Raw genomic sequence first — 12,490 nt, forward strand, 5'->3', positions numbered from 1 at the left:
CACAATAGACGTATGGTATCAAAAGGAAAACCTTCGCCAAGAAGTGCAGTAAAACCACTCAGTGATGAGCAAGTAAAGCTTTTAGCAAGTAAACACAATTTAGTTGATCCAACGTATTACTATCCAACAGGAAAACGTAAGCCAAATCAGGCAGAAATTGACGCGCAAAATCCTAAGGCTGCTGAAAGATTGTTAGAAGGAACGTCGCGCGTATTGCGTTCGCGCTGCAAAGTACGCGCGTGGGGATTGGAAAACGTGCCAGAAGAAGGCGTGTTTATTACAGCTTGCACGCATGTGACGATGTTTGACGTTTTCATACCTATGACTGCACTATTCCACCAAGGTCGTCGTCCGCGCTACATGGCAAAAGCGGAACTCGCTCACTGGCCAATCTTAGGCAAATGGTTTCAGCTTGTAGGCATGCAGTCGGTTCCTCGCAGAAGCGGAAAAGCGCGAGAAATAGAAGAAGAATCTATTAAAATCCTCACCAATGGCAGACCTTTAAGTGTATGGCCTGAAGGAACAGTTACGCGCGATCCTAAAAAATGGCCGATGAGCATGAAGCCCGGAGTTGGAATAATCGCTCTCGAAGCATCGCGTAGACTCGGACATCAGATTCCGCTATTTTGCGCTGTTGTGTGGGGTGCTGCAAGCATTAACCACTGGTGGCCGTGGCCAAAGAAAAATGTTGTAATGTGCTACGATACCCAACTCGATTATTCCGACTTGCTGCAGGGAAGCGAAAATTGGGGAGAGCTACCTCCTCTTGAATCTGCTGAAGAGTTGGCTCGTCGCGTGCGTGTGCGTATGACGCAGATTATGGAAGAAATTCGTGGAGAAAAATCTCCTGCAGGATACTTTGATTACAGGCAGATGAAACGCGTTACGGAAGAATAAAAAATATACAGAAGAATAAAATAAAGTATCTTTTATAAATCCCGTAAAGCGGCATGTGTAGAATTATGTAATAGTGTGATTACAAATAAATAGCTATACAGTAGCTTATAAAACTCACAACCGAAAGGCAGGACGTAAAACATGAACGTTACGGTGTTGGGTGCTGGTGCTTGGGGAACTGCGTTTGGACAAGTACTTGCGGATGCAGGAAATCAAGTGACAATGTGGGCAATAGAGCCGGAAATTGTTGAAGGAATTCGCGATCATCATCATAATGGCGTGCGTCTGCCTAGCGTAGAAAAACTTCCAGAAAACATGACTGCAACTGGGGACCGAGCAGAGGCTGTTGCAAATGCGGATATTGTAGTCGTGGCGATTGCGGCACAGTTTGCTCGCGTTGCGTTGGAAGGTTTTGTGGGTTTGATTCCACAAAATGCGATCGTTGTTTCGCTGATGAAAGGCATTGAGCGCACAACCGGCAAACGTATGGATGAAGTTGTGTGCGAAGCTTTGAACTTACCGCGTAACCGTTTTGCTGCACTTTCCGGACCAAACTTGAGCAAGGAAGTTGCATCTCGCCACCCGGCTGCAGCGGTAGTTGCTTGCGCAGAAAAGTCTCAGGCAGAAGTAGTTGCAAAAGCATGCTCAAACAGCTACTTTAAAGCATTTGTGTCAACAGACGTAATCGGTGTAGAAATGTGTGGCTCGCTTAAAAACGTGGTTGCGCTCGCAGTTGGTATGGCTCGAGGTGCAGGATATGGCGAAAACACGGCGGCTATGATTGAAACGCGCGGTTTGGCAGAATTGACGGCATTGGGCGTAGCAGAAGGCGCGGATTCGCGCACTTTTGCAGGTCTTGCTGGCTTTGGTGATTTAGTTGCAACTTGTGGATCTCCTCTAAGCCGCAACTATACTTTCGGTGCAAATCTTGGTAAAGGCATGAGCGTTGAAGAAGCAACTGCCGTGAGCAATGGTGTTGCAGAAGGCGTGCCAACCACAAGCGCAGTAGTTGCAATGGGCAAGCGTTTGGGTGTTGCAACTCCGCTTGCAAGTGCAATGGCTCGCGTGCTTGAAGAAGGAATTTCCTGCCAAGAAATGCTCGCAATGCTTTTCGACGACGACGTTTGCGAAGAGTAAGTAGCGTTTGCGAAAATAATCAAAACTAGTCCAAAATAATTAGAATAATTCAAAATATATAAAGGAAAAAAATGACGAAAAAGCGTGTAGTGTTCTTGTATGGCGGTAAGGCAGACGAACATTCGATTTCTTGCATATCTGCTGCTGGAGTGCTCAGTGCTGTAGACGAAAATCGTTTTGACATTGTGCGGATCGCAATCACAAAACAAGGCGAATGGATTGTTGGCGGCGAAGATCCGCGAAACTTCCGTATGGAAGAAGGAGAGCTTCCGGTAATAACAAAAACTGCTGGAACGCGCGATGTTGTGCTAGACCCTGCCAAAGGCGCAGACGGATTTTTAGCCCGCGAAAATGACGGTACACTTACAAGTTTGGGTCATATTGACGCTGTTTTCCCAGTTCTTCACGGTCCGAACGGTGAAGATGGCACTTTGCAAGGCTTGCTAGAAATGATGCAAGTTCCATACGTTGGTTGTGGAGTATTGGCTTCGGCTGCGTGCATGGATAAATACTATGCAAAGCAACTGTTTAAAGCTGCCGGAATTAATGTTGCTCCTGGAATTGCACTTGATGCGCGCAAGTTTGCAAGCGACGCGGAAAATCGCTTTGATGCATACGCAGAAGAAATTCTTGCGCAAGTTGAGGCAGCAAAACTCGAGTATCCGCTTTTTGTAAAGCCAAGCCGCGCAGGTTCCAGTTTTGGAGTTACAAAAGTTGAATCGCGCGATGCTAAAGCCTTAGCAGAAGCCGTTTTTGAAGCTTCAAAGCACGATTGGCGAGTGTTGGTAGAGCAAGGAATTGATGCGCGCGAAATTGAGTGCGCGGTTCTTGCAGCTCGCGATGGCGAGGAGCCGAAAGCAAGCTGGCCTGGAGAAGTTGTGCTCGACAAGCGCGAGGCTGGTGAAGACCAGTTCTACGATTTTGACAGCAAATACATGGATTCCGCAGCTTCGCACGTTGAAGTTCCAGCAAATCTTCCTGCGGAAACTTTGGAGCTAGTGCGTAAAACAGCGCTCGCAGCATTCAAAGCAGCAGACGGTAGAGGATTAAGCCGTGTTGATTCGTTTGTGACTCCTGAAGGTCATGTGATGATCAATGAAATCAACACAATGCCTGGATTTACGCCAATTTCCATGTATCCAAAAGCTTGGGAAGCAACCGGAATAAGCTATAGCGATTTAATTACAAAGCTTATTGAAGGTGTTTTGAAATAATTTAATCAACTGTAAAACAGCAACAAAAGCAGAAACAAAAAGCAGCAATTAAATCAGCAGCAAAAGCAGCAATAAAAAGGAATAAGTATGCAAGATTTGCAAAATTCATGGCGCGACGACACTTATTTGTTAGCGCGCAAACGTCAAGGAACTATTGGCATGTCTTTATGCGTATTCCTCGTAGTTTGGATTGCTGTTGCCTATGTTCTTGGAGTTCTTTCTTCACAGTTTGTGCCTAAGAGCATGCTAAGCGACTCTCTTAACACATTACTTGTGTCGGATATTTCGCAGTATTTAGTCGCTTTGCCAATCGCAATGCTTATTATGCGCACTGTTCCTGCGGCAAAAACCCGACAATTCTCTATGAAATTTAGCCAATTTGGCGGATTCTTTGCTGTGTGCATACCGATTATGTACATTGGTAATATAGTTGGCGTTTTCCTAGCAACAGTTCTTAGCGGTGGCAAAGCAGAAAATCGCGTATCAGACACTATTGCAGCGGGAAATATGTGGGAAACCTTCATATTCGTGGTAATTCTTGCACCAATTGTGGAAGAATGGCTTTTTAGAAAACAGCTGCTTTCTCGTTTGCGCGCGTACGGAGAAAAGCGAGCTATTGTATTTTCTGCACTTGCTTTCGCGCTTTTCCATATGAACATTTTCCAATTCTTCTACGCATTTGGACTTGGACTTGTTTTTGGCTACATTTATATTCGTACGTCCAAGTTGAGCTACAGCATATTTCTTCATATGATTGTGAATTTCCAAGGAAGCATAGTTGCAATGTGGTTGGAAAAGCAGCTGGTTGATGCAAGCGGAAATATGATTAACGTAGAAAAGATGTCTCGTCAGGAATTAACTAGACTGCCAACCGGTTTTATTCTAGCTGGAATTTATGGGATGTTTATGATTGCCATGCTTATAGTAGGCGTGGTTTTGCTAGTTCGCCGCCGCAAGTATCTTGTATTCTTCAATGCTCCGCAAGAACTTCCGAATAAAGCTGGCAACAAAGCATTGTACGGAACTGTTGGAGTAATAGCATTTTTGATTATTTCAATACTTCTTAATTTGCTAATGTTATTTGTGTAAAAGCGAGTAAAAAATAATCGCATAAAAATAAAATATAAAATAAATCAACGAAGGAGGCGAAAGTTATGCAAAGCAATCAGTCGACTAAAACTATTCGCGTAGGCCTACTTGGGGCTGGAACTGTTGGGTCTCAAACAGCGCGACTAATAGTTGAACAGTTCAATGAGCTTAAGAAGCGAACTGGCGCTGAAATTGAGCTTGCAGCAGTTGCATGCTTACGCCCGGAAGAAGTTGACGCTCCTTGGATTAAGCGTGATTTGCTAACTACAGACACTGCCTCTTTGTGCGCTCGCGAAGACATTGATATTATAGTCGAGCTTATTGGCGGACTTGAGCCGGCTCATACTTTTGTAAAAAGTGCGCTATGCCACGGAAAATCTGTTGTTACTGCAAATAAAGCGTTGCTTGCGAAGTTTGGTCCGGAATTATACGAGTGTGCAGAAAGTCACGGAGTTGACTTGTACTTTGAGGCGTCTGTAGCAGGAGCGATTCCTATTGTTCGACCGCTTCGAGAGTCGCTTATTGGTGACAAAATTACGCAAATTTTCGGAATTGTAAACGGAACTACCAACTATATTCTTGACGAAATGACTGTGCGCGGACTTGATTTTGATTTGGCTTTGCACGCGGCTCAAGAAAAGGGTTATGCTGAGGCAGATCCGACCGGAGATGTTGAAGGTTTCGATGCTGCAAATAAAGCTGCGATTCTTGCAACTCTTGCATTCCAAATGCCAGTAAGTATTGACGACGTATCCGTTGAAGGAATTAGCGCGATTACTGCTGAAGATATTGCTGCAGCGAGCGCGGAAAAGCGTGTAATTAAGCTACTTGCAGCAGTCGAAAGGCATTGCGACGGTAAGTCAAAATCGGATGGCGGAGTAAGCGTTAATGTGTATCCGGCGCTTGTTGGTGCGGAGCACCCTTTGGCGTCGGTTCACGGCAGTTTTAATGCTGTGTTTGTGAAGGCGCAGGCTGCAGACGATTTGATGTTCTACGGACGCGGTGCCGGCGGCGCTCCAACTGCAAGTGCTGTTGTTGGAGATGTTGTTAGTGCTGCTCGAAATCTTGTGCGTGGATGCGCAGGTTTTGGCGTGCCAATGTACAACAAGTATGTGCCGGCTTCTAGCGAGCAGACTAGAGCGGATTTTGTGATTCGTTGCAATATGGAAGATACTTCTTTGGCTTTGTGCAGCGAAGTTATGGATGTTTTTGTAGATCATGGCGTTGCAGCTGAACGTTTGGCTTCGGCGTGCCAAGCTAAGTATGCGCAAACTGAAGCTGATTCGGATTGCCCACAGTGCGGTCTTGGTGGACCTGGCAGTGTGCGCGTGCTTGTGCGCGAATGTTCGGAAGCTGCAGTTCAAGCTATTTGTGAGGATTTGCAGAAGTTGGATGTTGTGTGTGGAAAGCCGCTAGTTTTGCGCGTTATAAAGTAGAGAAGCTGCAGGTGATCGTATGAAGCCAGTGTGTAACAGTGTTTCCGTGCGCGTGCCAGCGACTAGCGCAAATCTTGGTTCTGGTTTTGATACAGCCGGTATTGCGCTTGATTATGCGGATTCTTTAGTTTTTACTCTGGATGATAATCATTCTAAAAATTCGCTTGATTCGCTCGATTATGCTGGAAACGTGCGCGTAATTATTCACGGCGAAGGCGAGGATACGCTTCCAAAAGATGAAACGCATCTAGTTGTAGCGACTTTTCGCAAAGCTTGTAAAATATTTGGTCTGCCAAACTTGCGATTTACGTTAGAAGCGCATAATCGGATTCCGCAAGCGCGCGGTATGGGCTCTTCTGCAGAAGCGATTGTTGCTGCAGTTGCTGCTGCTTGGGCTTTTGCGCACGAAGGTGATCTTAACCGCGAAGCAATTTTCGAAATCGCGGCCGCAATTGAAGGTCATCCAGACAATGTTGCTCCTGCAGTTTTTGGCGGTTTGACGATGAGCTGGAAGCTTGATGCTGGGGAAGGCAAAGGCTCTGTGCGCGTGGCTGGAGATTGCGAAGCTCCGCTTTCTACCGGTTTTCATACTGTACGATACAAAGTTTCGCAAGATATTTCCGTGTCTGTATTCGTTCCTGATTTCGAGCTTTCTACAGAGCTTGCTAGGCGCGCGCTTCCAGCAAAAGTGCCGTATGGTGACGCAATATTTAACGTGTCGCGAACTGCAATGCTACCGGTTGCTTTTGGTGAGTTAAATAGCGATTCTGAAAATGAATTAGGCACAGTAAAATCTGATATTTCGAGAAATGCGTTACTTTTTGCAGCAACTCAAGATGCTCTTCATCAACCGTATCGTGCAAATCTTATGAAAGATTCATGGAAGCTAGTGGAAACGTTGCGCGAGCATGGTTTTGCTGCAGCGATTTCGGGAGCAGGATCGTGCGTTGCTGTATTTTATGCAGGAGACGCTGAGTGCAACAAGAGTGCAGCTCAAAAAATCGACTCAATTGCTGAGCCGTGGCTTTCGCGTGCTGGCTGGCGTGTTTTGCATGTGCAGGTTGATTCTATTGGCGTTGCAATAACTCGCGAATAACCTATGTGAAGTTGTAATGAAGCAACAAGTCAATAAATTGTGGTACAATTAGTTAATGGTTATTAGATTTGATCCCAAATCTGCATACAAACATTTTGATGAAGATCATCTAAATGAGGAAGAGATACGAAAAGCTATGGCTGAACCTATATGGTTTGCTTTAGTTAATCCTAATGATGTGTCAAATCCGCCTAGTTCAAACGGAACATTCGTTGCGCTAGTCATATGTTTAAGGCATCCAGGTGCGTGGAAGGATGATTTAATTGAAGTGCTTGCAAGACCTCAAGGTAAAGATTTTTTGGTGTTTCACGTAGAGCATCTGACTGATAAATGGTTTAAATATTGGAAAAGATGGGGCAAATGAGGTGAGTGAAATGGATATGTATGAGAATTTAGCTGATGAAAATGTGTCTGTTCCAAATAATCCTCCTGTAATGCAATTTTCTGGCGAAGAAGCTGCAAAAATTATGCAAACTTTGCTTTCTGAAGATTCTGATGCAACTGAAATATTTGCATCCTTATCTGGACCAGGAAGACCAAATTCAAAAGAAAGGCGCGAAAGCAGTGTTCAAGAGCGTTTTCGTGTACCTAAATCTTGGAGTGAATATATTTCTCGCGCTGCTAAAAGAGATGGCATGCCAAATAAAAGCAAGTATTTACAGTCTTTGATTTTGAGAGATGCTCAGATGCATAATGAACAATGCCAGCTACAGGCAGTATTGCAGTAACCAGAAAATAGACTGTGTGAAGGATAAAAAGGAAGAGTAAGGTATGACAGTTTCGTTGATTTTAGCCTCGCAGTCTCCTTCGCGTAGAGCGGTTTTGGCGGCAGCGGGCGTGATTCCGGTAATTCACGTAAGCGAAGTGGATGAGCTGGCGGCTTTGCGTGATGCCGCTAGTGAGCGAGGTACGAGCGTTGAGCAGTTGAACGTTGAGCAGCGAGTTTCTATTTTGGCTCGTGCAAAAGCTCAAGCTGTGTACCATGCGTGGAAACTTGTGGCGGATGCAGCCGCTTCAGCTAGTGGCGATTTAGTTGTGGGGTATCCGCTGGAAGCTGAACCTGCGGGATCTGAATCTTCTGAATCTGCTGGTAATGCTTTAGCAAGCGATTCGCAATCAGACGTAACGCATAACGTAGATACGGCGCAAACTCGCGATTTTTCAGGCGTTACTGTTCCTACAAAAACTTTCGATATTCACGATTTTGCATATACGAGTAAATCTTCTCATGATTGTAGCGGTGTGCTGATTGTTGGCTGCGATTCCATGTTCTTACTCGATGGTGAGTGCTACGGAAAGCCGCATACTCCTGAAGTGGCATTTGAGAGAATCAAGCAGATGAGTGGAAAAACAGGACAATTGTGGACTGGTCACTGCTTAATCAACGCAAAAACCGGCAAAACTATTTGCAAAACAAGTCATGCAAGCGTAACTTTTGCGCAAATGAATGACGCGGAAATTCGCGCGTATGTAGCAACTGGTGAGCCTCTGGAAGTGGCAGGATCCTTTACGTTAGAAGGTTTTGGCGGAGCTTTTATTGAAAGCATTAATGGAGATCCTCACGGTGTTCTTGGAATCAGCTTGCCGCTGCTGAGACAAATGGTTTCGGAGCTTGGATACGCTTGGCCGGATTTGTGGAATAAGGAAAGCTTGGAAGAAACTGGCGAAAAGAATGATCCGACTTCCACGGAAGTGCCTAAAGAAAATGTGCATCAGCCGGGAGATGGCTGGGTGCATTGCGATTGTGGCCGCAGACATTGGGGTCATAACGGAGCTGCTGGAGTGCTGCTTGCTAGGCGAGATGCTGAAACTGGTCGCGTGACGCACGTTGTGATGCAACATCGTGCTCTTTGGAGCGCTGAAGGTGGCACTTGGGGCATCCCTGGTGGCGCAATTTCCGACGGAGAAAGCGCGATTGAGGGCGCGTTGCGTGAGTCTTTCGAGGAAGCAAATATCACTTCGGGAGATATTGAAGTTGTTGGAGCTTACCGCGAAGATCATGGAAATTGGTGTTATACAACGGTTTTTGCGTTTGAAAAGCCGGGGCATAGTGTGAATCCTTGCGCGCACGACGACGAGAGTATGGAAATTAAGTGGGTGCCGATTGACGACGTGCCTAAGCTGAAGCTGCTTACGGCAATGCGCACGGATTGGCCGTCATTCCGCGCTCGTCTCGATTCTCTTGCCTCGATTCGCTAGTTGAGCAAAGGTAGTTGCGCAAAGTTAGCTTCAATTTGGAAGTAGACTTCCAACTTGCGAAATTTTATTTAGAGTATTGTTTTGGGAATTAACTTTTTTATTTTATCTACGTGTTTGCGTTGCTTTTAATCTATGAAATCTTATAAAATACTACTTATGCGCTGGTACATGCTAGTTTTCTGCTAGTTGTTAGATGTTTTGTGGCTTGTGCTTGATTTTGTAATTTTGCTTGTGATTCATGGGTTTTGTGTCAAGCGCATAGAAATAAAGTAAACAAATCAAATAAAGCAACTAATTGCGTAAATTTGCGTAAATATTAGGGGGCAATTATGTCTAATGCATCAAATATTAAAAAAGATATTATTACAGCAAAAGGCTTTACAATTCAGGTTTATACGGAAGATTTTAGGAATGATTACGTTAGTTTAACCGATATTGCGAGATATAAAAACAAAGAAGAGCCTAAAGATGTTGTTAAAAACTGGCTGAGAGTAAAGAATACTATTGAATTCTTGGGATTGTGGGAGAGTATTAACAATCCGAATTTTAAAGGGGTCGAATTCGACTCCTTTAAGAATGAGGCTGGTTCTAATGCTTTTACTTTATCTCCTAAAAGATGGGTAGAATCAACAAATGCTATTGGCATAGTTTCCAAATCTGGTAAGAATGGCGGAACTTACGCTCATAAAGATATAGCATTTAAGTTTGTGGCTTGGATCTCAGCAGAATTTGAACTATATATTATCAAAGATTATCAAAGACTTAAATCTGATGAGGGTTCCAGGCTTTCGTTGAATTGGAATTTGAACCGTGAGATTTCGAAGATTAATTACAAGATTCATACGGATGCTATTAAAGAATATTTGTTGAAGGATTTGACTTCTGAGCAGTTGATGTATAAGTATGCAAATGAAGCAGATTTGTTAAATGTTGCATTGTTTAATAAGACTGCTAAGCAATGGAGAGACGCAAATCCTAAGTCAAAAGGAAACATTCGAGACGAGGCGAGTATTAATGAACTTCTGGTATTGGCGAATATGGAAAGCTATAACGCTGTTTTGATCTCTAAGGGTTTGCCACAGGCTGATCGAATGGCGGAACTTAGAAATTTGGCGCGAACGCAGATTTTATCTCTTGAGAATTTGAATAATCCTGGAATAAAGAGTTTGGATTCCGTGCTAAAAAATTGAGTCTAATCACTTTTTAATTCTGCACTTAATGCTGATATTTACCTCGTCTTCTGGTACGTGTGCAGTACAGTTTCCGCGCGTGTCTTGATTCTCTTGCCTCGACTCGTTAGCTGTGCAAAGGTAGTTGCGCAAAGTTAGCTTCAATTTGGAAGTAGACTTCCAAGTATGAGTTAGTTTTGCGGAATCTGAAAGCAGACTTCCAACTTTTGCCAATTTGCATTAGGCTTTTTGCATGCTTTTATTAGTTCGATTAGCCATATTTTGATAATCTCTGGCACAATGTGATAATATTTCGTATACGAAAGTATTGAGAGTTGGGAGATAATATTTATGAAGGTTTTAGTGCATCCTAGAGTTATTCGAAAACGACCTTGGTTCAGCGAAACTGAAGTAATAAATATGTGGAACTCATCTTGTAGAGAGCTTCCCAGGCAAGGTGAATATGAGCCTAGTCAGATGCTTTCATTTGCTTGGGATTCTCGCGGAGTTATTACGGAACTTATTGCATATAAGGGCGAAGATGGGGAATGGATTATTTTTCATGTAGTGCCTGCAACTAAAAAGTTTCTTGCTGAAATGGGATTTAGTCAAGAAGAAATTAGACAAATTTTTGGTAGAAGATAGGTAGGAGTGATTATGGCTAATTTTCGTGGTGAAGGTGGCATTGATGTCACTGATGAAATGCTTGATAAATGGGAAAGTGATGCTGAAAAAGGCAAATATCACGGTAAAGCTGGTAATTTGCGTATTAAAAAGCCGCTCGGCAGACCGCCTCTTTACAAAGAAGCTATGTTGCCTATAACTTTTCGTATATCTGCTGAAGATGCTGATGCTCTAAAGGCTTCTGCCGATAAGCAGGGTGTGAAAGTTGGGGACGTTGTGCGCGAAGCATGCAAACTGCTTCTTGCTCAAAAAGCAAGATGATTACAAAGTGTTGTGATTACAAAGTTCTACGATTGCGCGCGGATTAATCACCCCAAAATAGCGGCGATTACTGCTATGCAAATTGGGCTAGTGACAGTAGAAAACAGTATGCCGTCGCGCGCAAAACTTAAGCCGACGTTGTAGCGCGCAGCATAATTGTAAACGTTTTGACCGGTTGGAAGCGCAGCCAGCACAACGCACGCGTACAAAGTTGCCCCGCGAAAACCCATAACAAAATAAGCTAGCAAAAATGCAATTGCAGGCATAATAAGATTTTTTAGCACAGCAACAGTGGCAATAGCAGCGCGATTGGAATCTTTTCGTAAAGGTTTGCTTCCGTAAAGCGACATTCCAAAAGCCATTAAAATCATTGGAACTGCAGAATCGCCAATCATCTTAATTGGATCGTAAAGAAAATTAGGAACAGGGAAGTAGCCAACTTTTGCGGAAATTGCAGAAATAATAATTCCACCAAGCGAACCAATTAAAAGTGGCTGTTTTAAAGGCTGCTGAGCGATGCGTTTAAGCGAACATTTTCCAGTAGTTGTAATGTCGAGAACCGTCAAACCAACAGGAGTAAATACAGCCTGTTGCATAACTAAAATCGGAGCAACAAGCGCAGGATTTCCCAAAATATAAGTCGCAACCGGCAAGCCAATATTGTTTGAATTTAAATAAAGAGAATTGAGAGCACCTATAGTGCAGTCGGCTGCAGGAAGATGGAAGCAAAAGCGATTAAGCAGCACGAACGCAACTCCAACAATCATTGCAGAAAAGAATGCAACAAAAATCGAAGAGTGAAAAATCTCAAAAATAGGCTCTTTAGAAAGTATTGCAAACATTAAGCAAGGGCTGGAAACGAAAAAACTTACGCGATTTAGGACCATTTGAGCCTGTGAACCGCCAACGTGCATGCGAGCAGTAACGTAGCCTGCAGCAATAACAATGCCAATTACGCAAAAGCCTTGCATTGCGCTGATTAAGCCCATTTCTTGCCTCCAAAATTCGTTAATTGCACGCAAATTGCATGCGTGCGAACCTATGTTGTAACTATAGGAGAGATACGCAACTTTTATGTGCGTTATGGATGAGTTTGAAATTATTGGAATTTTTAGTAACTGCTAATTGGCTTAAAACAGCGATGCAAATTTTAATATTCAACGAGTCATATATTTGACTCGGCAATATGGCATACTAGAGAGCGGTGGCACTGCAAGCCGCCAGGCAATCGATGGCGTCGATCCCCTCGTGAGCGTTTTCCGAGGCTGGCGTCCGCTGTCGCGCAGCTAGACTTTGTAAAGAGCTTTG

The 12,490-nt window shown here is 43.9% G+C and carries 13 protein-coding genes; 12 read left to right on the top strand and 1 reads right to left on the bottom strand.

Annotated features, from left to right (window positions below; all coding sequences use genetic code 11):
* The first annotated feature begins 12 nt into the window (after window positions 1-12).
* The 12 genes from HXT39_RS00800 (at window position 13) to HXT39_RS00855 (ending at window position 11,182) form a co-directional block, all read left to right on the top strand.
* Window positions 13-897, top strand: coding sequence for a lysophospholipid acyltransferase family protein (locus HXT39_RS00800; protein ID WP_004109108.1), 885 nt, complete (start codon window positions 13-15; stop codon window positions 895-897).
* A gap of 141 nt (window positions 898-1,038) precedes the next feature.
* Window positions 1,039-2,034: an NAD(P)H-dependent glycerol-3-phosphate dehydrogenase gene (locus HXT39_RS00805; protein WP_004106227.1), complete on the top strand. Its 996-nt coding sequence runs from the start codon at window positions 1,039-1,041 to the stop codon at window positions 2,032-2,034.
* Window positions 2,035-2,105: 71 nt separating this feature from the next.
* Window positions 2,106-3,248 (top strand): D-alanine--D-alanine ligase family protein, encoded by a 1,143-nt coding sequence (locus HXT39_RS00810; RefSeq protein WP_103013890.1) that lies wholly within the window; start codon window positions 2,106-2,108, stop codon window positions 3,246-3,248.
* Window positions 3,249-3,335: 87 nt separating this feature from the next.
* A complete protein-coding gene (locus HXT39_RS00815) occupies window positions 3,336-4,337 on the top strand; it encodes a CPBP family intramembrane glutamic endopeptidase (protein WP_102155603.1) in 1,002 nt (333 codons plus the stop codon).
* Between the two features lie 65 nt (window positions 4,338-4,402).
* Entirely contained in the window at window positions 4,403-5,773 is a 1,371-nt protein-coding gene (locus tag HXT39_RS00820; protein ID WP_102703267.1) for a homoserine dehydrogenase, read from the top strand.
* Between the two features lie 19 nt (window positions 5,774-5,792).
* The gene (gene thrB, locus HXT39_RS00825; RefSeq protein WP_103013891.1) at window positions 5,793-6,869 is read left to right on the top strand and encodes a homoserine kinase; all 1,077 of its coding nucleotides are present in this window, start codon (window positions 5,793-5,795) and stop codon (window positions 6,867-6,869) included.
* A gap of 136 nt (window positions 6,870-7,005) precedes the next feature.
* Window positions 7,006-7,233 carry a hypothetical protein gene (locus HXT39_RS00830; protein ID WP_233186355.1) on the top strand — a complete coding sequence of 76 codons (228 nt, stop codon included), beginning with the start codon at window positions 7,006-7,008 and terminating at the stop codon, window positions 7,231-7,233.
* A 10-nt stretch (window positions 7,234-7,243) separates the two neighbouring features.
* A complete protein-coding gene (locus HXT39_RS00835; protein ID WP_064621518.1) occupies window positions 7,244-7,597 on the top strand; it encodes a hypothetical protein in 354 nt (117 codons plus the stop codon).
* 43 nt (window positions 7,598-7,640) lie between these two features.
* Window positions 7,641-9,068, top strand: coding sequence for a Maf family nucleotide pyrophosphatase (locus HXT39_RS00840; protein ID WP_103013892.1), 1,428 nt, complete (start codon window positions 7,641-7,643; stop codon window positions 9,066-9,068).
* A gap of 329 nt (window positions 9,069-9,397) precedes the next feature.
* Window positions 9,398-10,258 carry a KilA-N domain-containing protein gene (locus HXT39_RS00845; RefSeq protein ID WP_103013893.1) on the top strand — a complete coding sequence of 287 codons (861 nt, stop codon included), beginning with the start codon at window positions 9,398-9,400 and terminating at the stop codon, window positions 10,256-10,258.
* Window positions 10,259-10,588: 330 nt separating this feature from the next.
* Window positions 10,589-10,882, top strand: coding sequence for a hypothetical protein (locus HXT39_RS00850; RefSeq protein ID WP_076003079.1), 294 nt, complete (start codon window positions 10,589-10,591; stop codon window positions 10,880-10,882).
* A gap of 12 nt (window positions 10,883-10,894) precedes the next feature.
* Window positions 10,895-11,182, top strand: a complete 288-nt coding sequence (locus HXT39_RS00855) for a toxin-antitoxin system antitoxin subunit (RefSeq protein WP_076003078.1) — start codon at window positions 10,895-10,897, stop codon at window positions 11,180-11,182.
* A gap of 47 nt (window positions 11,183-11,229) precedes the next feature.
* On the opposite strand, the gene HXT39_RS00860 is transcribed toward HXT39_RS00855, so the two are convergent.
* Window positions 11,230-12,171 carry an AEC family transporter gene (locus tag HXT39_RS00860; protein ID WP_103013894.1) on the bottom strand — a complete coding sequence of 314 codons (942 nt, stop codon included), beginning with the start codon at window positions 12,169-12,171 and terminating at the stop codon, window positions 11,230-11,232.
* Between the last annotated feature and the right edge of the window lie 319 nt (window positions 12,172-12,490).

It is taken from the genome of Gardnerella sp. DNF01159, from assembly GCF_049244215.1.
Classification (GTDB): domain Bacteria; phylum Actinomycetota; class Actinomycetes; order Actinomycetales; family Bifidobacteriaceae; genus Bifidobacterium; species Bifidobacterium swidsinskii.